The following is a 22,797-nucleotide window of genomic DNA, read 5'->3' as shown; positions in this document are numbered from 1 at the left end:
AGGGAGAATTATGAAGCGGCATATTCTATCGGCGGCTTTGGCGGGCAGCGTTGCGGCAACTCCGGCGCTGGCACATTATGGGATGATCATTCCAAACGATCCGATGATCAGCCAGGAAGACGGACGCACCGTCTTGCTGACCATGTCGTTTTCGCACCCGTTCGAAATGGATGGCATGATGCTGGACCGGCCCGAGGCGTTCACCGTCACGCATGACGGCAGCACCACGGATTTGCTGGGTGATCTGCAGGACGCCACCGTTATGGATGATCAGGGCTATACGCTCGACTTCGCGCTGGAACGTCCCGGAACTTACGTCTTTGCCATGGAACCCAAACCCTATTGGGAGCCAGCCGAAGACGCGTTTATCATCCACTACACCAAGACATATGTAACCGCTTATGGTGATGATGAAGGATGGGATATTGAGCTGGGCCTCAAGACCGAGATCGTGCCCCTGTCCAAACCTTTCGGCCTGTGGGAGCGTAACGTTTTCCAAGGCATCGTGAAGATGGATGGCGAAGCCGTGCCGTATGCCGAGGTCGAAGTCGAGTTTCTGAATGACGGCACCAACGCCACTGTACCGGATGAGCTGATGATCACTCAGACGGTCAAGGCCGACGCGAACGGTGTGTTTACCTATGCCGCGCCCTCGGATGGTTGGTGGGGGTTCGCCGCGCTGAACACGGCGGACTACACTCTGCCACAGGATGGTGAAGACAAGGCTGTCGAGCTGGGCGCGGTGATCTGGGTCCATTTCGAAGAATGGACGGGCCAGTGATCCGGGCCGTGGGCCTGACCGCGCTGCTGGCCGTTGCCCCTGTGGCAGCGGCTGCGCATCAGTTGGTCGTCTTTGCCTCGGTCGATTGCCAGGCAGTCACGGTCGAGGCAAAGTTCTCGAATGGGAAACCGGCCCAGCAGGGTGAAGTGCGTGTGTTGGACGGTGAGAACGCTTTGCAGACGACGTTGCAGTTGAGCAGTGACGGTACTGCACTGGTGCCACTCGCCAGCGTGGATCATGCGACGGGCCTGGTGATCGAGGTCGATACCGGAGGCCATGACAACTACTGGATCGTGACCCCCGAAGATATCGCGCGCAAATGCGGGAGTTGATGATGCTACGGTTCTTCAATCGCGTTACAGCCTTGATGCTGGCACTGATGGTGGCGACGGCTGCGGGGGCGCAGGATCGGCCCAAGGTGGTGACCGTGAACTATCCACTGCAGTATTTCACCGAACGCCTAGTCGGCCACGCAGCAGATGTTGTATTCCCAGTGCCAACTGATGTGGACCCGTCTTTCTGGCGCCCGTCCATTTCGGATATTAGCGATGTTCAATCGGCGGACCTGATCCTTTTGAGCGGTGCAGAATTCGCCACCTGGATCGACCGGGTGTCGCTGCCGAGGTCCCGCGTCTTCAATAGCTCAGCCGCCATCAAAGATCAGTTTATCATCACCGAGAGCATCACCCATAGCCACGGCGACGGGGGTGAGCATTCGCACGAAGGGCTTGCGTCCTACCTCTGGCTCGACCCAGTGCTGGCCACCGCTCAGGTCGAGGCCATTGCGGCGGCGATCGCGACCCGAGACATTGCCCCGGTGGGAGAGGTCGAGGATCGGCTTGAACAGCTCCGTACTGACATTGCCGCGTTGGATCAGACGGCTGCGGACGTCTTTGCTGACCTTGAAGCCGTGCCGATGATCGCCACACATCCACGGTATCAGTACCTTGCGCGGCGCTACGGGCTTACGATTGCCTCAATGGATTGGGAGGCGGGCGAAGCCCCCAACCCGGATCAGCTTGCTGAGCTGAGTGCTTTGCAAAACCAGTTGGGTGCAGAGATCCTGATTTGGGAAGCAGCACCGCCCGCAGCGGCGCTGGAAGCCGTGGAACAGCTTGGATTGCAGAACGTTATCTTCCCTACGTTGGCGCACAAGCCGACCGAAGGAACCTTTATCGATGCGTACCAAAAAGCGCTCTCAGATGTCTCTGACGCCTCTCAGAGCCTGCAAAACTGACGGATGCGTTTGGATTTAGGCGTATCCGCCGTTGGCCTCATGATTTGCACACTCGGAGATAACCGAGGCGATGGTGGAAAACACGTCGGGCCGGTTCATCAGTTCGACGTGTTCCATTTCCAGACTGTAGCACCGCTTGTCCCGCAAATGCGTATCCAGAACATCGCCTGGTGTGAGAGACGGGTTGCCCCGTGACAAAAACACATGCGAAGGCTGGTCAAATCGCGGCACTCGAAAGTCGCTAACTGCCAGTTCATGGGCGATCTCAACACCTCTGATCCGCGTTTCTTCGGCGTCAGATTGCTCTGCCAATATGCGTTTGATATCCGGCAGCGTGCGCCGCGCCCTGTAATGGCGTTTCCAACCTTTAATGATGTACCTCAATCGCTTGTAACTGCGGAAATATAAGGGTTGCAGCGCAGGTTCGGCCCCCACCATCTTGAACGGCGGGTCCAGAAGGATCATGCCCTTGACGGCGTCGTCACCCAGTTGCCGCGCCATCTCCATCACCATCGGACACCCGGCGGAATAGCCACACAGCACGAACGGTCCCGTGTTTCCAGTCTGCCTCAGGCGCAAGATTGCCTCATCCGCTAGCTGTTCAAACGATTTTCCGAAGGGGACAGGAGTGCCTTCGGTGCGGTGGCTGGGGATATGCACAACGGAATGATCCTCGCCCAGACTGCGTGCCATGTACTTGCTGAACTTGACCGAGCAATGCGCGATCACAACTGTCGTTTTACCCGGCCCCGGGTTCGAGATTTGAACAGTGCTTTCGGTTTTCGAGAACGCGGCTCCGGCGCGCCGATCAGCCACGCGTTTGGCCAGTTCTGCCACGGTGGGACAACTGAACAAGTCGATGGGCTCAAAGTGAACGCCTTGTTCCTGACCTTTGGTGTAAGCGGTGATCGTGGCAAGGCTGGTCCCACCCAGATCAAAGAAATTCGCGTCGCGCGTCTGACACTCGGTACTCAGCGTTTCCGCAAAAATTGCTGCGACTTGAGACTCCAGACCATCTTTGGGGGCAGCTCCGCTCTGAGACCGGGTTTGTTCTGCGATCAAGGTCCGTAGCGCTTTCTGGTCCAACTTGCCGTTGGGAAGGGTCGGAAAGACCTGAACCCCGAGGACAGCGTTTGGGTGAAACGGATCCGGAAGGCTGGCTTGGATGTGCCGGGCGGCGGCCTCGCACATAGGGTCGTCCGGTGGGCATTCGACAGCCAGAACGACCGTGTTCGAACCCGCGCGATCCACGGCAAGTGCTGCGACCCGCCGGTCGGCTGTCACCACCTGCGCAGCGGCTTCGATCTCGGTCAATTCAACGCGGTGGCCGCGAATTTTGACCTGCTTGTCTTTGCGGCCCAGAAATGTGATGCAGCCTGCCTCATCCGCAACGCCAAGATCGCCGGTCCTGTAAGCTCTGACCGAGCCAATCTGGAAAAAGCGGTCTTTGGTTTGCGCGTCATCGTTCAGATACCCATTCGCGACTGTTTGACCGGCGACAATGATCTCACCAGCAATGCCCGGCGCGGCCGGGCAATCGTCGCTGTCGAAGATACCAACCCAAGTACCGGGAATGGCGGTTCCGATCGGCACGATCGATCCACTGTCGAACCCGGTCGCGTCGAAACCGGTACACCACACGGTGCCCTCGGTCGGGCCGTATTCGTTCATCAACCGGCAGTCCGGCAGTACTCGTCGCAAGTCGCGGGGCAGGGTCGGGTACAGCGCCTCTCCGGCAGCGATCAGAACCTTGAGGGATTGCAAATCCTGAGGCGGGACAGAGGCCAGCAGCGCGCCTGCAAGGCTGGGCAGGCAGAGCGTGTGGGTGACACCGTGCTGCGCTATCAACTGCCCCAACGCGACCGGGCGCTGTTCGGCTTGCTTTTCGGCGATGACAAGGTGCCCGCCGGTGCACAGAGTCCAGTAGACACCCGCGACTGAACTATCGAACGCCAGCGACGAGAGCAGCAGGTAAACCTCTGGTGCTGTGCCATAAACCTGATCCCGTGCCGCCGTGGAGATTGCCAGCCCTTCGTGAGAGATTTCAACGCCCTTGGGTCGGTTCTCGGACCCTGAGGTAAACATGACATAGGCCCGAGAGCCGGTTGCAACCTCGGACGGTTCCAGTGCCTGCTCCAAAGCGTCGAGGAAGACCGGTTCAGCCTCTGTCTCGGGCAGGTTTGAAAACGCGTCTTGCGTGGTCACCACGAAACGCGGTTGGGTTGCCTGGAGAATTTGTTCAAGGCGGGTTTCAGGGTAATCCAGATCCAGCGGAACATAAGATGCCCCGACCATCATCACCCCTAGAAATCCCGCAATCGCATCGGCACCGCGTGGAAGGGCAACCGGGACTATATCAGTTTCCCGAACACCGGACTGACGTAGCGCAAACGCAATCTGACGCGCGCGCCGGGATGTTTCAGCGTAGGAAAGCGTCCGGTAACCGTCGGTCAGTGCCGCGGCATTTGGCGATAGTTCGGCCTGTTGCAAGAAATGCTGCACGACATTCTGGGCCTCCGGCGCGGGAGCGACAGAAATCGCCGGAGCCTGATCCTTCATCACATCGCCTATCAGCGTATCCGGCGTGGCTGCGATCACGGTCAGAACCTGTTTGTAACTGGAAAGGCACGAGCGCACCGCATCCAGTGTGATGCGCGCCGGGTCGAAATAAACCTCGACACCCAGATCGTTTTGCGGCGTCACCAGCAGCGACAGGGGGTAGTTGCTGAATTGGACCGTCTTCAAGCCTGCAACCTGTATCTCGCCAAAGTCGTAACCGGTTTTCTGGACGCCTTCGTTTACAAACACCGTGTCAAAAATAGGGGTTCCCTTGGGAAACGGTGCGCAGGTTTGCACCTCGGCCAGAGAGGCATATTCGTGTTTCAGTCGCTCAATCTCGGCCATCGCGTGATCTTGGAGAAACACGCCGACGGGTCTTTCCGGGTCAATTCTGAACCTGACCGGCAAGGTGCTGAAATACGCACCAACCGCCTGTGAGATATTGAGAATTTCCGGTGGCCGGCCCGCCGAAGTAGTGCCAAATACCACATCGTCTTGTTGGAGATAGCGCCGCATTACCAAGGCCCAGGCACCCGACAGAACCGTATTGGTCGTCACCTTCAGCCCGGCTGCTGCGCGGTCGATCCGGTCCATCAGGTCTTGGCCCAAAAGTTCGGAATGGGACAGCTGTATTGATGCCTCGGTTTGATTTTCCAATTCAGGCAGCATGCTGGGTGCGTCAAGACCGGCAAAGTAGGTGGTCCAGAACCCTTTGTCCGTCAGAGGATCCTGTTTTTTTAGCCAGGTCAGGTAGGTCTTGAAACTTGGTGACGCGCCGTCTTGGGGATGGCCATTGTAACGGCGAAAGAGATCGCGAAAAGCGACACCGGTCGACCAGCCATCACTGATCAGATGGTGCATCGTCCAGACAAAGTACCAGCGGTCCTTGGCAAGTTTGATCAACGTGACTGCCATCAGTGGCGGTTTTTTCAGGTCGAACTGGCGAAGTTGTTCCAGTTTCAGCAAATCTTCAAGGCCGCGTTCTGGTTCTGGTCGACCGGTCCAGTCCAGTTCAGTCCAGGGTAGCTTTACATGTTCCTGAATGACCTGAACTGGCTGCTTCACGCCTTTCCAGACGAACCCAGCGCGCAAGGCGTCGTGCGACTCGACCAATTTCTCCATCGCGTCCTTCAGGCGTTCCGCGTCCAACGGACCATTCAGGGCGCAACTGATGACCGCCACATATTGCCCGCGCAATTGAGCCTGGCCTTCAACATGGAATAGCATTCCGCGCTGGGCCGAGGACAGGGGAAGAATATCAGCGACGCCTTGCGGGTATCCCATGTCAGTTCAATGCCTCCGTGATGCTTGAAAGGTCATCGTCGTCCAGATCGATCAGCGCCTCATTTTCACCTTCGGCAGATGTGGCGGTGGGCAGGTGATCGGCATGCTCTGCCAGAGCGCGAATGGTCCGGTATTCAAACAGGGACGTGGCGGGCAGGGGCAGTCCTTTCTCATTGGCTTTGACCGCGATCTCGATGGCTGTCAGGCTGTCGACGCCCAAATCGAAAAAATCTTGGGTCACGCTGACGCGAGATGCGCCGAGGGCGGTCGCCAGAATGCTGGCAAGGCTCTGTTCCGTTTCGTTCTTGGGAGCAACGAAATCCGCATCGTCTCGCCTGCGGCTTCGTCCTTTGGGCAGTCGGGAAGGATCGACCTTACCGTTGGTATTCAGCGGCATATCCGGAAGAACAACCACCGAGTCCGGTAACATCGCGCGTGGGAAATGCGCCTGCAAGGCCTCCCAGACATCCTGTTCTGTAAAGCCTTGACCCGCCACATACACGCTGAGGTTTTGTGGTGTGACAGGCTCGTCAAAACCAATCTCCTCAAGGATCGCTTCGACCCTCTGGGTATCGATTTCGTCATTCAACTCGTCCAGAGCCTGCGCGCGCGTTTTGTGGCCCATGCGTACGTCCCACGAATAGGGCAGGGCATAGTTGTGATACCCCTCGCGGGACTTGTGCAAGTAGATGCCGGCATCGTTGATCAGACAATTGGTCGACCGCCCTGTATCAGCCGGGCGCTGCCAGGCGGTGTGGGTGTCGAGGAAGTCGTAAATCTCGGACACGGGGACATCAATGTAGCGGTAGATGTCCAACACCTCGACCCGGTTCAGGAAGTCGCCGTCCTTCAGGTCTTCGGTTTCCAAAAGCCTGGACAGCTCATCATCTTCGGCGTGATAGGCTTTGCGCGCTTTGGTGACCATGTCATCCAGCTGTGCACAAGTGGGGGCTGCGTTTCGGAACAAGTCCGGCGTCAGGCGCGTTTCAAAGAACTGTCCTCGGGACAGACCTGTGACAACCAAGGGCGCACCTTCGGACAGGGCCGTGCGAAAAGCCAGAGTGTAGAGCGCCTTGAAGCAACCCTGGCACACGTTGGAATGCGCTTTCAGACTATCGACGAAAATCTGGTTCATCTTGTCCGTGCTGAGATAGCGATGATCCCAACCCAGGTCTTTGACAACCCGCTGAATATTGGTCTTCGACTGTTCTGAGATATAGCCGTTGTCCAGTGTCACGGCCAAAACGCGAGAGGTGTAGTCGGCCAGCCGGTACGCCGCATAGGTGCTGTCTTTGCCGCCGCTTAGCATCATCACGGCGCCGTAGTCTCCGCGACGTGTCTCGACTGCACGCGTGATCTGGCTTTGCAGCGCGGGTTCGTCGCGGAAATAGGCCTGGGCCCGATCCTTGTAGCTTTCGAACTCTGCGCATATTCCGCATAAGTCATCATCTGCAAATTCAACACCGGGTACGGCGTTGGTCAGACCGCAGGTTCGGCACTGTTGCGTGCTGCCCAAATCTGAGGTCGGCTGCCCAAATGACACATGAACGGCATTCACACCGGGGATTTGGCGTAGCACGCGATCAAACTCGGCAGTTTCGAACCGGATGCCGCCAATCTTGATCTGCTGATCCGCGCGGCCGAGGTAGTCAAAGCTGCCGTCGCGGTTGATCCGACCGATGTCGCCGCTGCGATAAACTTTCCCTTGGATCGCTTTCGGATCATCCAGAAACTTTGCTGCGGTTTTGGATGGAACACCCAGATAGCCTTCGGCCAACCGACCACCGATCACGATTTCGCCGGTTACACCGATGGGGCATAGGTTCATGCCCGCGTCACGAACAGTGATTGAGACCCCATCTGCGGGGGTTCCGATCTGAACCGAGGCTTTGGTGTCCGCGGCGGGATCAAAGGCGTGGTGCATTGCGCCGACTACTGCTTCGGTCGGGCCGTATTCGTTGATAAGCTTCAGGGACGGGGACAGGACCTTAGCCGCCATACGGCAGAGCTGCGACGTCAGGTTCTCTCCACCCAGCACAAGCGTTTGAATACGCTCAACCGGACAGCCCTGTTTGCAGGCCAGCGCCAAGTGCGATGGGGTTAGCTTTACCACGTCCACGGTGTCTTCGGCGAACACATCCAGCACGGCAAGATCGGGGTCTACACGCTCGGGGTATACGCGGATCGTGCCGCCGCTGATCAACGGCGCGAACAGAGAGGTTAGCGTTAGATCGAACGAGATCGACGAAAAGAACGCGTAGGATGGGGCGGGGCTGTCGCCGAACGTATCGGCGGCCCAGTGGATGTATCGCGACAGCTCGGCATGGCTAACCTCAACCCCCTTAGGCACACCGGTAGAGCCAGAGGTGAACAGGACGTAAGCCCGCTCGCTCCCTTGCGGTGGCGAGACATCCAGTGGGTCTTCCGACGTTGCCTCTGCTGCGGTCAAAATCTGGCAAGGGAATGCGCGGTCATCCTGTGGGGCGACAAATACCGCTGCGGCCTCGGCGCATCTGATGATCTGATCGACCCGAGCAAAAGGCGTGTTGGCGGCAATTGGGACAAAGTTGCACCCAGCCTTGAGGATGCCTAGTACGACCTGCACAAACGCAGTCGAACGGGGCATGTGGACGGCGATCGATGATCCCCGTGAGATGCCCAAGGCTGCAAGATAGGATGCGACCCGGTCGCTCTGCGCGTTAAGTCGCGCATAGGTAATCTGCTGGTCGGCCTCACACACCGCGAAGGCATCTGGCGTCTCGGCGACCTGGGCGGCAAAAGCCGCAAGCACCGTGGACGGCATGTCGTTGGGCTCTGAAGGGCCAAAAGCGATGGCCTGATCCTGCGCGCCCGCAGCCATATCCACCGCCTTAAGGGGCGTTTCAGGGGCTTCAAGCGTGGCTGCCAAAACCCGGGCAAAGTGGTGTTGCACATGCTCGGGGTCAACTGCTTCCAGGATTTCATCGTGGACATCCAGATACAGTTGCGGCGTGCCGTCGCCTCTGAAACCCGTGATGTGCAAACGCATGGCATGGGCGGCGTCGTGCGCACCGCTGTGCAGCCACTGAACATCAGCCGGATGCCCGGCAAAGTCCGGGAATTCAGCTTGAATGTAGTTGCACACGGCGCTGATGGCCGACGTGTCCATGGCCGCGACGGCACCGGGCTTTGCCTGCCGAAGAAACGCGCCGAGCGCAGTCTTTACCTTTGCATGTAGGTCCAAAATCGGTTCATCAGGGCTGATTTCCACGCTAAAAGGCAAGACTTCGACAAATGGCCCCATGGTCATTTTGTCTTGACCTGTCAGCCGGTTATGAGAGGGTAGGCCGATGGTGATCTGATCGTCCCCCGTGACCCTGTGCAGATACCCAAGATAGGCTGTCAGATAGATCGCAAGTTTCGACAGATCAGGGGTGAACAGGCGGAACTCGGGTCGTTCGGTGGCATTGTCGAGTTTCTGAGCAGTGTCGGCATCCAGCGGCACGGGAATGCGTTGGGAATATCCTCTGCGCTTGGCTGCACTTCCGTAGGGGGCGGTTGGGGGATGCGGAGTTGCGACCGGGATCGGGTCCGACTTTGGGGTCGGCAGGCGGTCAAAAAAGCGTGGAAGAGGATCGGCCCGGTATATTTCGTCCTGCATCAAGGCCGAATACCGGCGAGAGACATGATCAAACAAAAGCGCGCCGGATTGTGCATCGCACAGGATGTGATGCTGGCAGAGAGCCCAGACCCAGTGCGTGTCGGATAGCTTGATCAATTGGCTGCGCAGTGGTTCACGTTCCAGATCAAACGCGGCTTGAGCCCATGACTTAAGGCGCTCGCGCAGCGATGCCTCTGGTTCTACAGATTGGCTGAGGTCGATGTGTTCCAACAGATCATCCGGCATCGCCTGCGCGACCTGATAAGGCCCTTCACGAAACACAGTGCGCAGGATCTCATTGTCCTGTACCGCCTCATGGAATGCCTTTTCAAACAGGTCGGGATCCAAGTCGAACTGTAAATCAAACCGCCAGGCCATGTTGTAGATCGGCATATCCGGTTGAAGGCGATGACCCTTCCAGAACCTTAGCTGACTTTCGGATAGATGATACGACTGACCAGACATATCAGGCACGACCATCGGCATATTTGGAGATTGCTGTGATCGAGCAGAGATTTTCCAGGGTCACATCTTCGAAGGGGATCTCAATCCCGTAGGTTTGTTCGATGAACGACACCAGCGACATGACACCCAGCGAGTCGACCATGCCACTCAGCAACAACTCTTCATCGTCCGAAACCGTTTGGCCGCCCAGCAAAGTACCGTGCACGTAACTGCGGACAGCCTGGCGTTGTGTTTCATGCTGCGTGTTGTTCATCGTCTTTTCCTGTCAGCTTTGCCCGATCTATTTTGCCCGTCGAAGTACGCGGCATATCCGCAAGCCATGTGATGTGATGCGGCACGGCATAGCGGGGCAGAATGCTTTCGATGTGGGACCGCACATCCACAACGTCCTCGGGCGTGCCACCTGTCACAAAGGCGTGGATTTCGTCACTGAGCACGACTGCAACTGCTTCGGTTACCGTAGGCGCGTTGACCAGCGCCAGTTCGACCTCGTCCAGCTCGATCCGGAAGCCTCGGAGCTTGATCTGACGATCCTTGCGGCCGATCAAAATCAGCCCCTTGTCGGGCACACGGCGCACGATGTCACCGGTCCGGTAGAATCTGCGGGTAACGCCGTGCGTGTCGGGCAAGGTGCAAAACGATGCGTCGGTCAGGTTTGGCGCGTTCCAGTATTCCAGCATGACCTGATCTGCGGCGATCAACAGCTCGCCTGTTTCGGCATCCTCTGCTTCAGTACCAATACGCGCGGTCACGCCAGCGTCGGGGTGGCCGATTGGAATAGGGCTTGTCCCGTCCAGATCTGCATGCGCCAGCTTGGCCGTGGTGCAGTGATTGGTTTCGGTCGGGCCATAGGCATTCAAGAAGGTAGCGTTTGGGGTGTGCTGGGAAAACGCCTTCAACGCGGCAGGGGGCATTTTCTCACCGGCGAACATAACGACCCGCAAGCCCCCGAGATCGCGGCTGTCCAGCGCGCCGCGTTCAACCATTTGAATCAGGGCATAGGGGACCGAATACCAAACGGTGATCTTCTCGTGTTCCGTAAGCTCGGAAAGGCTTGCGGGCAGTTTTGCGTGCATTTCAGGGATGATCACCGCGCAAGCACCAGCTTGGGCCGTGCTGAAAATGTCGAAAATCGACATATCGAAATGCACAGGCGTGTGGTGGCTGACCCGGTCCGAGGCGCGCAACCCGCATAAATCGGCGGCCATCTTCGCGTAAGCGAGGCCACTCTTGTGCGTGTGAACAATGCCCTTTGGCGTTCCGGTGGTGCCGGACGTCATCAGGATGTAAGCCGGGTCCTGTTCGCCTCTTTGCGGGGTCGGCAATACCCGCGGGTCGTCTGGCAAAGGTTGCGAGATGTCAAATAGTTGCACCTCGGGTCCTGCGTCAGAAAATTTTGGCAGTCGGGCCGTATCAGTCAGGACCATCTTGGGCGACGCTGCGGACAGTTGAGCCAAAGCGCGGTCAACCGGGGCTGCAGGGTCAATCGGTACGTAAGTCCCTCCGACGCGAAGGATCGCATAGATCGAGGCGATGGTTTCCACGCTTTTGATCGAACAGATGACCACGCGGTCTCCTCGACCGATGCCTCGATCCAGCAGGGCGCGTGCGATCTTGTCTACATGTCTGTCGAGTTCTGCGTAGGTCGTAGCACGACCCAGCATCTGGACCGCGGCAGCGTCGGGTGTCGTTTGCGCATAGTGCCTGAGCGCGTCATCCAGAAACACCGCCTTCTCCATCACTGGATCACCGAGGAAGCGGTGGCTGCGGCGTGTGGGAACCAGCCAATGGTCCGATCAAGGAACCAAAGGACCGATACTGCGATCAGGGCAATCGAACCAAATTGCAGAAAGACGACGCGATAGGCGGTCAGGCGACGCAGGATGAAGAAGATTGGGAACAACACCATGACTACGGCGAGCTGCCCGATTTCGATCCCGATGTTGAACGTGGCCAATCCCGTCGCCTTGCGTGAAGCGTCCAACCCAAGTGGTTCCAGCACATTAGCAAAGCCGAACCCGTGGAAAATGCCGAACAGAATGGCCAGTTTCCAGACGCTTGCGTGAAAGCGAGGGAAAAGGTTGCCCAACGCCACTGCGGCGATAGACAGGGCGATCACAGCTTCGACCAGGGTCACGGGAAGGGTGATGATCCCGAAGGTCGCAAGGCTCAGCGCGATGGTGTTGGCGATGGTAAAAAGCGTTACGACCTTGACGGCTTGCCATAGGCTGTCACGGATACTGTCCGATGGCACCCAATGGTCGTTGTCAATCCGCATAACCGCGGCCAGCAGTAGCGTCACCAAAAACAGAAGGTGGTCGAACCCCAGCCAGATGTGCCAGACACCATATTCAAAGAATGAGCGCGCAATATCCTTGATCGGTTCGTCATTCAGATACAGGTCTTTGGTGCCGTCGCCGGGCGCGAAAACCAGCGAGATATAGGCCTCGTTCTCATCCATCCCGTTTCGGCTGTTGCTGCCGATCAACGCAAAGCCGCGATGGCCGGGATCGACATCCAGCAAGCCGTCATAGGATATCTGGATCGTGGTCGGAGTTCTGTCGACGTCAAGCACGTTGAAATGAAACTGTGCGAAGGTGTCGATGGACGAGCCAAAGAAGGTGATGTCGTCGAATTCTATCTGGTAAGGTTGTCCGTTGGCGGACAACCGCAACCGATCTTTGAAATAGTCGAAGAACGCGGTTTGTGTCGCGCGCACTTCATCCTCTGTCAGCGCGTTTTCGACCTGAGGCAGACCTTGCTGAATTCGGGCGAGGTCGGTCAGTGTGACTTCGATGCGGCCGCTCAACGTGTTTTCTGTCACGTCGAAATAGACATAGGTCTCATTGACCCTGTGGGCGTATGCCGGAGTGGCGAGGGCCGTCAAAAAGAAGGTACAAAGCCAGAGAAACAGCGCTGCCAGACCCATTGTCATGGGGGTTCTGCGAGGCGCTGGGCAGGCCATGACCTTGCATTCAGTTACTGCCATTGGTCCCGTCTCCGACTTTTTGGGGTTGGGGTCTTTGCCCAAGTTCCATCTTTGCAATGATCTCGCGCTGAATGTCCGAGGTGCCGGAATAGATGACGCCGCCCAGGGCGTCGGTCACGTCAGCGCCGGAATTCGATTCCTTAAGGTATCCGCGCCCGCCAAAGGTACGCATCGCGTCGATGCTAGAACTCAGGCAGGCCTCGGAAATGTGCAGGTTCGCCATGGCTGCAAACTGGCTGAGCGGCTGGCTTGAGTCATAAAGCTGGGCTGCGCGCGCCAGCATCAGTTCGCAGGTTTCTAGGCGAACACGCATATCTGCAAGGCGGTTTGAAACCGACTGAAACGCAGAGATGGGTTTGCCGAACTGATGCCGGGATGCTGCGAACTCAACGCATTCCGCCAATTGACGGCGCATCGCCCCGACCTGAGCGGTCAGGATAAAACAACGCTCCCAGTCGAGCGTTGTTTGAATGATGTTGGCCCCTGCGCCCTTTGGTCCGATCTGGCGTGTTTCGGGTACCCAGCAGTCGCGGAATTCCAACTGGCCGATTGGGGACGTGTTCAGCCCCAGCTTTTCCTGCCGATCGCCCCGCAAGAACCCTGGATCGTTGGCGTTCACAACAAAGGCCGACAGGCCCCACCGCCCTTTGTCCGGGTCGGTTTGGGCGAAGACGATCGCGAAATCGCAAATCGGTCCCATCCCGACAAACGACTTGTGCCCGTTCAGCACATACCCGCCGTCTTTAGGGGCGGCTGTAGTGGTCAGAGACAGCGCATCAGACCCCGAGGCGGGCTCGGTCAGGGCAAAGGCTCCGATCAGATCGCCGGCTAATAGGCGCGGGATGTAGTGCTGGCGGATTTCAGAGCTTGCAAACCGAAGTAGTGGTTTTTGGATGGTCAGGACGTGGGAAAGAGCGGCCATCGCGAACCCGCTATCCGAACAGTGCTCGCCAAAATCAAGCATGTCTTCGACAAGTTCGCTGGCATTATCCCCTGATCCTCCGTCTGAGGAGGGCACCAGATAACTGAACAGGCCACTTTGACCCGCGGTATGCCATAAATCGCGTAGGTTCTCAGGTTGGGGATCACGGATTGTGTTCGCAAAGGTTCGGACGGCCCGTCTGCGGTCGCGATCAGTATGTCTTGTCGTCTGGTCCACTGTCGTTCGTATTCAGTTGCGCATGTAATCGTTACGCAAACAGAACCGCAGCGGATCACAATATTCAGTGTTACCGATGCGTTGTGCGTGTCGTGTGTGGCCGCAAGTGTGACCGCAAGGACAAACAGATCGTCGCAAATAGGCAAGCTGAACTGATCTGAGTTACATTAGTTTCTTTGCTTAATATTTTGATTTTAAATAAATTTATGAATTTACTTGTCGATGAAGTTCCGCAAGAAATTGGCCAAGCTCGCCGCACCTGTCTCTGCAACGCACGCGGCCTGCAGTGCTTTGCAGTTTTCCTTGTAGCCTGGATAACTTAGCAGAGACTGGATGTCAGATTCGATCTGATCCGGTGTATCCGTTTGTCGACCTGCGCGGCCGATACCGTGGAAAATGGCCCTGGCAGCACTGCCTTGCTGGTCGTTGACATGCGGGTAAAGCAAAACCGGGGTTGCAGCCTCAACCGCCTCAACAAAACCACCCGTGCCGCCATGCATGATGGCAAGATCAGCATGGTGCAACAGTTCGTGCTGAGGAACCCAAGCCACCACTTCGACATTGGGTGGCAGGTCTGTAAGGGAATCGTCTTCCCATGTGCGTCCAGCCGCGAAAAGGAACTGCCATTCCGGGTGCTTGCGGGCGACGGCCCATAGACTGGACAGAAGGCCGCTTTTGGGGTGCATCATCGTGCCGAACCCAACGAAGATGCGTTTTTTGCCGTCCGGGGAGGAACAAAACCTTGCAACCGCATCGTGGTCGTGGGGTTTTTCCGGTCGATCCTGCAGGATCATCGATCCCAGATATGCGAAACCCGGATACAAGCGCGTGGGCAGGTCGAGGGCCTTCGGCAACAACAGCGCGGTGGGAATTCGGTAGGTCCAGGGCATCTGCCAGCATAGTAGTCTGCGCATTTGCGCTAAGGGGACGCCAAGGCGTCGAGCCAGCTCACGCAGGGCGGCGCTGTATTCCGCCTCTCCGTACCTGAGTCTGTTGCGCAGACGTTTCCTGAGCTTCCATAGAAGGAAGCTGGTCCAAATCAGCAAGACACCGATGCGACTGCCGCGCAGGCCTACGCCCGGATGGGCGTGCTTATTCAGCGGTGGGGCGCGAAGGCCGGGGGGAGACAGAAACATATTGCTGAACTGAGCCGTAGGAAGACCCCGGGACAGCCCAACCAGAATTTGCGCGTGAAGCTCGCAATCGACAAAAAGAACGTCGGGTTGAAAACCAGTCAACGCATCGGCGAAAGCCTCTGCACCCAGCGCGTCAACAGCTGCATCCTTCCGCTGTTTTGCGGTCAGGCCCTTCATCTCTTCCCGCGTCAGGAGCGGAGCAAAGGCGTCGACGCGCGGTTCGGGAATTTCGATATGTTGCAGGTCGCAATGCAAAATCAACCCGCGCGCGGCGCAAGGTGCGAACACTCCGACCTCGTACCCAAGCGACTGGGCGCGCTTGGCAAATTCCAATGCGCTGCTGAGCGGGCTGGTCACTCCACTTGAGACTATCGCCAAACGTTTCGCCATCGTTCGCATCACGTGGCCTAGATAGCGCTCAGGTCAAGGCGGAGTTTTCAGGAGCCCCTCTAGTCTGCTTGCGGCAACTGCAGGTCATAGAACCGCGCTGCCGTGTCTTGGAACACAGCCTGGTGTGCCTCGACCGGGACCAGATCGCGATACGCGCCCGCCAAGGTGGCGTAGTCGCCATACAGTTTATCGACCGGGAAATTTGATCCGAACATGACCCGGTCCGGGCCAAACTGATCAAGGCAGGTTTCGATGATCGGACGGATACTGTGCGGCGTCCATGTGTGGTCGAACATACCCAACCCTGACAGTTTGCACGTCACATGGGGCAGGACGGATAGTGCACGCAGGCGCTGAGCCCAGTCTCGTAGGCCTTTGGGGTTGCGGTCATGAGGCGATCCGGCATGGCATAGGGCGATCTGTGTCTCTGGTGCCTGTGCCAGAACCCGAGCGGTTTTCTCCATCAGTTCCGGGATGAGTTGCAGGTCAAAGCTGAGGCCGCGACGGCCGGCCTCTTGCAGGCCCGTCACAAACGCCGCGCTGTCCAGCAGGGTATTTGTCCCCGTCTGCGCGTCCTCGCCGGGCGCGCGCCCGACAATTTGGCGCAGGCCCCGCACGGTGGTGAGGCTTTGAAACGTATCCAGTTGCGCGGAAAGGTTTGCCGAGGTCAGATCGCAGAACACAACCTGTGCCATCGGCCAATCACGATTGGCATCAGCGACAGACTGCACCCAGCGGGCTTCGTCCAGGCCGCTTTCGGCCCCAACCTGAATATGCACCGAGGCGCGCACGCCGCAGGGCTCAGCCTCGGACCGGAACTCATCCAGCAGATAGTCTCGCTGGATTGGAGTTGGATCCCCAAAAAAACGCTCGACCCCGCGCGCCATCAGCCAGGAATAGCTTACGGCGTTCAGGTCCCAAAGGTGGTGATGCGCGTCGATCCATTGGGTCATCTCTTAGGTACCTCGGCCATGCGGGCCAGAATATCGACGCCTTGCTGTTTCCAGAAATGCAGCAGGTCGATGAAGATCCAGTTTTCGGCCAGTTTGTCGCCGTCGCGGCGGTAAATGTCGATCACACGGAACTCACCGGGTTTGTCGGTTGCCGGCATGCCCATAAAGCCGCCGGTGGGGCGGGCGGTGAAGTTGGGCCAACCAAAGAAGCCGCCATAGTGCCCCTCGGCCATACGGCAGATATGTCCGGTTTTCGACCGATCGGCGAAAGAGGCGCGGAACGGACCAGCGTGTTGTTTGGCATAGCGTTCGATGGTGTAGGTCGCGCCGATACCAGTCGGTCCCCACCAGAGCATGTCTTCGTGCCAGGTGCGCCGCAGCTCATCCTCAAGGCTCAGGCCGCTGTTCCACTGACCCAGATCTGAAATCATTGCGTTGATTGCGGCCAATGTCCGATCGGCCTCCTCAGCGGGCTGAGACCTGAACATAAGCCCGTCATGGGTCATGGGGCCCGGCTGAACCAGCTGTGCAGCGGTTTGCGGAGGGAACGGCTGCAGACCGGCCTGCATCATGAGATGCGGAATATCGAAATACATCGCGGTTTCTGTGATTTTGCCGTTCTCAACCTTGTGGAACTCGCAATACCGAAGAAAGGCCAGTTTGCCCGTTGGTGCGATCCCCAGCCAGGGAGTGTCGAAAAGGCCCATCAAGTGACCCATCGACGCCACCCACACCGAATCGAATCCGTCCATCTCATTGGCTCCGGCCATGAACACGTCCATGCGGCGTTGCAGGCGGGTCAGGCTTTTCCTGAGCGGGGTCCAGAAATTCTGCGCTACGGCCTCTGCGCCGCGCTGTTCGTCAAAGGGATGAAAACCGCGCCACAATAGGTCTGGCGCGCAATGATCCGCGATTGCACTGGCGATGGACGATTCTTGTGCCTTGTCGAGTGCGTCATAGAAATTCAGGACGACCTTCTTTTCGGCTTCATAGGACATTTTGTTTTTCTTTCAGTGCATTAACCGATTGTGTGCATTGCTTTGCAAGATGAATGTAGGCGATTTGCATGCGCATGCAAAAAATTCTTGCCAGATGTTCCTTATGATGTCTATGCTTTTGCAAACGTATGCATTGTGCGTGCGGCAGGGAGGACAGAATGGCCGAGATTCAACTTCGCAATGTTGGAAAGCGTTGGGGCTCGTTTGTTGGGGTCGACAATTTCGACCTTACAATTTCTGACAAAGAGTTTCTGGTGCTTCTTGGCCCGTCCGGCTGTGGAAAAACCACCACGATGCGCATGATCGCGGGGCTTGAGGATGCCAGCGAAGGCGACATTCTGATTGACGGTCAGCGCGTCAACGACATGGAGCCCAAAGACCGCGATGTGGCGATGGTGTTCCAGTCTTACGCCCTGTACCCGAACATGAACGTCTATGAAAACATCCGGTTCCCGCTGAAAGTGCGGGGCATCGACCCCTCGACGCATGACGAAAAGGTACGTCGCGCCTCGGCCATGGTTGAACTGGATGACTTTCTGCACCGTAAACCGGCTGAACTGTCGGGCGGTCAGCGGCAGCGGGTTGCACTGGCGCGTGCTATCGTGCGCGAACCGAACGTCTTTTTGATGGACGAACCGCTGTCGAACCTTGACGCCAAGCTGCGCGTTTCGACACGCGCCCAAATCAAGAACCTCAGCCACGAACTGGCCGTCACCACGATCTATGTGACCCACGACCAGATCGAAGCGATGACTCTGGCCGACCGCGTGGTCGTGATGAAAAGCGGTGTTGTTCAGCAGGTTGGCAGCCCGACCGAGATTTATGACACGCCCGCCAACACCTTTGTCGCCAGCTTCATTGGCAACCCGGCGATGAACCTGATGGAAGGCGAAGTGCGGGGCGGCACCTTCACTGCGAAGAACGTCGAGATTTCCGGCGTGAACGCGCCGGATGGTCCCATGACTTTGGGCTTCCGGGCCGAGGATGCCACATTGGCCGCCGAAGGGCAGGGCCAGATCAACGCGCCGATCTACACCCAGGAACTGCTGGGCGACGCGACCATGATTTCCGTCCGCGTGGGCGGAGCACTGGTGTCCGTGAAAGCCGACAAAAACTATCGCGCCGAAATTGACGACATGGTGTCGATCTCGGTTCCCAGCGAGATTTGTCATCTGTTTGACGGTCAGACCGGACAACGGATCTGACATTACCCCCGCTCAATCACCGGGGAAAAGCCCCGGGATCAAACCCACTGCGTGTAAGGGGCGCGCAACCAAAACTCAAAGAAACAGGGAGACTGAGATGTTTCTGAGAAAGCTAGCAACCGTAACGACCTTTGTGGGTCTGATGGGATCGGCCGCTTATGCCGCCAATTGTGGTCCGGAAGGTCAATCCATCCGCATTCTGGCCAGCGACTTCCCGGCGATCCACGCCGTCGCGGGCGCGGCAGAAGCCAACTGTGCAAGCGGCGCATCGGACTTTGCAACAAACCACACGACCGAAGCACGTTCGATCATGAACGCGGCTCTGACGCCGAACCCGTCCGAGTATTCCTCGGTCATTCTGGCAAACGCGACCCTGACCCAGCTGATGAATGACGGTCTGGTCCGCCCGCTGAACGATCTGGTCGAGAAATACGGCGAAAACATCTCGCCGAACCTGCTGATCACCATCGACGGCAATGTTATGGCTGTGGCATTCATGGCGAACTCTCAGCACCTCTTCTCGCGCAAGGATATCCTTGAGCAAGCCGGTTTCGAGGGTATCCCGGCGACTTATGAAGAAGTGATCGAAGCTGCGAAAATGATCCGCGAGGCGGGTATCATGGAGCATCCGATCGTTATCAACATGCAGACCGGTTGGAACCTCGCCGAAGTCTTCAACATGATCTACCTCGGCCATGGCGGCGAATTCTTCGAGCCTGGCTCGGCGGAACCCTCGATCAACAATGAAAAAGGTCTGGCTGCGCTTGAAACCATGAAGGCGATTGCCGAATACGCGCATCCCGACCACCTGACCCATGCATCGAACGAAACGCAGGGCCTGTGGGAATCCGGCCAAGCCGCTCTGGGTGTCATGTGGGGGTCACGCGGCGCGCCGATCCTTGATGACGAAGGATCGACCGAAGAGGTGACATCGAACACCGTTCTGTCCGGTGCGCCGACCGTAGGTGGTGGTTCGATCCCGTCTGCCACGCTGTGGTGGGATGGCATCTCGATTGCCTCCAACGTTTCGGATGAAGAAGCCGAGGCGACATTTGCGGCCCTCGTCAGTGCTCTGACACCTGAAATGGTATCGGCGAACAATGATGATGCGGTTTGGCTGCTGGATGGCTTTACCCCCGGACCGGCTGCGGCGGGTGTTGCCCAGACCGCGCAAGGTGGGGCCAAGCCCTATCCGATGATCCCGCAAATGGGCCTGCTGCACGCGGCACTTGGCACCGAACTGTCGGATTTCATCAAAGGTGACGAGAGTGCCGAACAGGCACTGGCGGATGTTGAATCTGCGTACAGAACGTCGGCCAAAGAAGCCGGGTTCCTTCAGTAACTCTCCCCGACTGAGGGGGCTGCACTTGGCCCCCTCTCTTTTCGGATATTAGATCGGGACATCCGCTATGAAGCACCGTACCTTTTTCTGGTTCATTCTGCCGACGCTCTCCGCGATGATCCTGTTTATCGCGCTGCCCATTGTCTCGGTCTTTGTCCAATCGCTTTTTGTCGAGCACGAGCAGGTTTTGGTTGTGACCGAAAACTGCGGCCCTTTCGGGTGTACCGAGTCGACGGCGGTTGATGTCGAAGCAACCGAAAAACTGCGCGCTGATCAGCCGCTTGGCCAATTCAACGGGCTTGGGACATATGCCAACCGCTCGCATCTGGCCTTCTCTGAGGTGGGTGAGGCATGGTCCAGCTCCGCGTCGTTTGGTGAGTTCTGGGGCAAGGTCTACAATCTGCCGTTCTATAGCGCGCTGGCGTTCACGCTGGCCTACACCGCGGTTGTCACCCCGCTGGTTCTGATCCTTGGCATGGCCATCGCTGTTGGCGTCAATAACTTGCCCGGCATGCTAAAGGGGCTGGCGATCTTCATTTCGCTTCTGCCCTTTCTGGTCACGCCGCTTGTCGGCTCGCTGATCCTGTTCTGGATGGTCGACAGCGATGGTGTGATTGGGGCCACCATTCAACGCATATTCAATGATCCATCCCTCAGCCTTAAGGCTTCGACCGCGCTGACCTGGACGATGTTGATGGTGTATGGCGTCTGGCACACCCTGCCGTTCAGCTTCATCACCTTCTACGCAGGTCTTCAGACCGTGCCCGAAGACACGATGGAAGCCGCTCAGATCGACGGCGCGAGCAAATGGCAGCGCATGATCCACGTTGTTGTGCCGCACCTGATGCCCTTGGTATCGTTCGTGACGCTGATGCTGATCATGGACAACTTCCGAGTGTTCGAGCCGATCGTCAGCTTCAAGGCCGAGGCGCATGCTCAGTCGCTCAGCTGGATTATCTACAACGACCTGCGCGAAAGTGGCAATCCGCTCTATGCATCTGCGGGTGCAACCTCGCTGATCACCATTATCCTTGTGATCATCCTGATGATGCCCGTGCTGATACGCACATGGCGCGACTTCACCCGCAAATCTCACTGAGGACACGACATGGCGACTAACGCACAATCCCGCATGACCCCGCTCAAGCTGTTCTCTTATGGCTTTGTTGCAGTTTGGCTCATTATCGCAGCATTCCCTTTCTTCTGGACGTTCTGGGGCAGCTTCAAAGTGCAGGCCGACTTTTTGTCCAAGGCCGACTGGATGAACGCGCTGCGGGGCACAAACACAATCGAACAAACCGGCAGCGCCTTCACCGGTGCGGGTTACTACGGCGCCTGGGTGCTTGAGGATTTCTGGTTCAATTTCAGAAACACCGGGATTGTGGTGTTCTGTACCGTTGTCATCTCGCTGACCTTTGGGACGCTCGGTGGTTATGCGCTCGCCAGATCCGGCTTCCGCTATGCGTTCTGGATTTTGATGGCTGCTCTGGTGTTCCGCGCCATGCCGCATATCACACTGGTCTCCGGCTACCTGCTGCCGTTCTTCGAGTGGAACGTCTGGGGCATTCTGCCGACCACGATCATTGTGTTGGTTGCGATCAACCAACCATTCACGCTTTGGATGCTGCATTCGTTCTTCAAGAATATCCCGAAAGACATGGATGAAAGCGCAATGGTCGATGGCTGCACCCGGTTTCAGGCATTCTGGCATGTGATCGTTCCGGTTATGTGGCCAGGCGTGATTACCACCGGCCTGTTCAGCTTTTTGCTGGCCTATAACGACTTTGCCGTTACGGCGATGCTGCTGAGTGCAGATAACGAAACCATCATTCCGGCCATCAACAGCTTTATGGGCACCACCCAGGTCGAAGGCAAAGTGATGTACGCGGTTGCCGCCGTGGTCTCGACCACCGCGCCGCTGTTCGTGCTGATCCTTTTCTTCCAGCGCCAGATTGTCAGCGGTCTGACTGCAGGGGCGGTGAAAGGCTGATGAGCGCCTCTGCCCGACATAATGCCATTGGGCGCCATCCGGCGCTCAACCGGATGCCGAGGGATTTTTTGTCTGAGACTTAAGCCGCTCTGAAAAACAGAAAATTCCTCATGCATCAGAACAAGGACGAAAATCATGAAGGGTTCACGCCCCGAACAGGCCGTGCTGACCAAAGACACGGATATGAGCAAAACCGAAGAAACCCGAGCGGTTATCGAAGGGATGGTCGACGGATTGAACGACCACCGCATCGACGACATTGGCGAGTTCTTCTCGCAGGGGTTCCGCTGGCTGGGTAACCAGGGCTGTGGAACAAAGACTGGGTTGGAAGAGTTTCAGAACAACTGGCAACGCCCGTTTCAGGCGGCGTTTTCCGACAAGACCTGCATCGACGAAGCGCGCCTGTACATGGGCGAATGGGCCGCGGCGTTTGGCCGGCAAGAGGCCACTCATTCCGGCGAGTTTCTGGGTATTGCGCCCACCGGTAAGCGGGTCGAGATCCGGTACATGGACTTCTGGAAAGTCGTCGACGGCAAGATCGTCGACAACTGGGTGAACGTCGACTTCGCCCACGTCGCAGCGCAGCTGGGCGTGGACTTATTCAACGGCGAAGGCTGGGAAGCATTTGACCGGGGCGAAAAAACACCGCCCCGGCCCGACAACTGAGGA

17 protein-coding genes are annotated in these 22,797 nt (G+C 57.6%); 8 read left to right on the top strand and 9 right to left on the bottom strand.

All coding sequences use genetic code 11. The annotated features are described in order from the left end of the window. Positions 1-10: 10 nt before the first annotated feature. Genes ACR0MV_RS09490 through ACR0MV_RS09480 form a run of 3 tightly spaced genes read left to right on the top strand, consistent with a single transcriptional unit; the run spans position 11 to position 2,018 of the window. A complete protein-coding gene (locus tag ACR0MV_RS09490) occupies positions 11-781 on the top strand; it encodes a DUF4198 domain-containing protein (protein ID WP_480701948.1) in 771 nt (256 codons plus the stop codon). Next, entirely contained in the window at positions 778-1,113 is a 336-nt protein-coding gene (locus ACR0MV_RS09485) for a hypothetical protein (protein WP_170422306.1), read from the top strand. Before ACR0MV_RS09490 ends, ACR0MV_RS09485 begins: the two co-directional genes overlap by 4 nt. Before the next feature lie 2 nt (positions 1,114-1,115). Next, positions 1,116-2,018, top strand: coding sequence for a metal ABC transporter substrate-binding protein (locus ACR0MV_RS09480; protein ID WP_480701947.1), 903 nt, complete (start codon positions 1,116-1,118; stop codon positions 2,016-2,018). 15 nt (positions 2,019-2,033) lie between these two features. Here ACR0MV_RS09480 and ACR0MV_RS09475 read toward each other — a convergent pair whose 3' ends face one another. From ACR0MV_RS09475 to ACR0MV_RS09435, 9 genes are all read right to left on the bottom strand, one after another. Then, a complete protein-coding gene (locus ACR0MV_RS09475; protein ID WP_480701946.1) occupies positions 2,034-5,861 on the bottom strand; it encodes an amino acid adenylation domain-containing protein in 3,828 nt (1,275 codons plus the stop codon). A 1-nt stretch (position 5,862) separates the two neighbouring features. After that, positions 5,863-9,966, bottom strand: a complete 4,104-nt coding sequence (locus ACR0MV_RS09470; RefSeq protein WP_480701945.1) for an amino acid adenylation domain-containing protein — start codon at positions 9,964-9,966, stop codon at positions 5,863-5,865. Between the two features lies 1 nt (position 9,967). Next, entirely contained in the window at positions 9,968-10,219 is a 252-nt protein-coding gene (locus tag ACR0MV_RS09465; protein WP_475204329.1) for an acyl carrier protein, read from the bottom strand. Next, positions 10,200-11,705, bottom strand: a complete 1,506-nt coding sequence (locus ACR0MV_RS09460; protein WP_480701944.1) for an amino acid adenylation domain-containing protein — start codon at positions 11,703-11,705, stop codon at positions 10,200-10,202. The genes ACR0MV_RS09465 and ACR0MV_RS09460 overlap by 20 nt, the downstream gene beginning before the upstream one ends. Then, entirely contained in the window at positions 11,705-12,955 is a 1,251-nt protein-coding gene (locus ACR0MV_RS09455; protein WP_480701943.1) for a HupE/UreJ family protein, read from the bottom strand. The genes ACR0MV_RS09460 and ACR0MV_RS09455 overlap by 1 nt, the downstream gene beginning before the upstream one ends. Beyond that, positions 12,942-14,114: an acyl-CoA dehydrogenase family protein gene (locus tag ACR0MV_RS09450; protein ID WP_480701942.1), complete on the bottom strand. Its 1,173-nt coding sequence runs from the start codon at positions 14,112-14,114 to the stop codon at positions 12,942-12,944. The genes ACR0MV_RS09455 and ACR0MV_RS09450 overlap by 14 nt, the downstream gene beginning before the upstream one ends. Positions 14,115-14,326: 212 nt before the next feature. Beyond that, entirely contained in the window at positions 14,327-15,640 is a 1,314-nt protein-coding gene (locus ACR0MV_RS09445) for a nucleotide disphospho-sugar-binding domain-containing protein (RefSeq protein ID WP_480701941.1), read from the bottom strand. A 59-nt stretch (positions 15,641-15,699) separates the two neighbouring features. After that, a complete protein-coding gene (locus tag ACR0MV_RS09440) occupies positions 15,700-16,593 on the bottom strand; it encodes an amidohydrolase family protein (protein WP_480701940.1) in 894 nt (297 codons plus the stop codon). Continuing rightward, positions 16,590-17,591: an ester cyclase gene (locus ACR0MV_RS09435; RefSeq protein WP_480701939.1), complete on the bottom strand. Its 1,002-nt coding sequence runs from the start codon at positions 17,589-17,591 to the stop codon at positions 16,590-16,592. Before ACR0MV_RS09435 ends, ACR0MV_RS09440 begins: the two co-directional genes overlap by 4 nt. Positions 17,592-17,749: 158 nt before the next feature. Here ACR0MV_RS09435 and ACR0MV_RS09430 point away from each other — a divergent pair, with 158 nt between their 5' ends. The 5 genes from ACR0MV_RS09430 to ACR0MV_RS09410 all read left to right on the top strand — a co-directional run bounded on the left by ACR0MV_RS09430 (position 17,750) and on the right by ACR0MV_RS09410 (position 22,794). Continuing rightward, positions 17,750-18,796, top strand: coding sequence for an ABC transporter ATP-binding protein (locus ACR0MV_RS09430; protein ID WP_170422283.1), 1,047 nt, complete (start codon positions 17,750-17,752; stop codon positions 18,794-18,796). A gap of 97 nt (positions 18,797-18,893) precedes the next feature. Next, positions 18,894-20,138 carry an ABC transporter substrate-binding protein gene (locus ACR0MV_RS09425; protein WP_170422281.1) on the top strand — a complete coding sequence of 415 codons (1,245 nt, stop codon included), beginning with the start codon at positions 18,894-18,896 and terminating at the stop codon, positions 20,136-20,138. A gap of 67 nt (positions 20,139-20,205) precedes the next feature. Continuing rightward, positions 20,206-21,237 (top strand): carbohydrate ABC transporter permease, encoded by a 1,032-nt coding sequence (locus tag ACR0MV_RS09420; protein WP_170422279.1) that lies wholly within the window; start codon positions 20,206-20,208, stop codon positions 21,235-21,237. 9 nt (positions 21,238-21,246) lie between these two features. Then, positions 21,247-22,128: a carbohydrate ABC transporter permease gene (locus ACR0MV_RS09415; protein ID WP_170422277.1), complete on the top strand. Its 882-nt coding sequence runs from the start codon at positions 21,247-21,249 to the stop codon at positions 22,126-22,128. A 135-nt stretch (positions 22,129-22,263) separates the two neighbouring features. After that, positions 22,264-22,794: an ester cyclase gene (locus ACR0MV_RS09410; RefSeq protein ID WP_170422275.1), complete on the top strand. Its 531-nt coding sequence runs from the start codon at positions 22,264-22,266 to the stop codon at positions 22,792-22,794. Positions 22,795-22,797: the final 3 nt, after the last annotated feature.

It is taken from the genome of Ruegeria sp. BC3, assembly GCF_056539265.1.
Note: the sequence above shows the minus strand (reverse complement) of the source record. Positions and strands in the feature narration are given on the sequence as shown.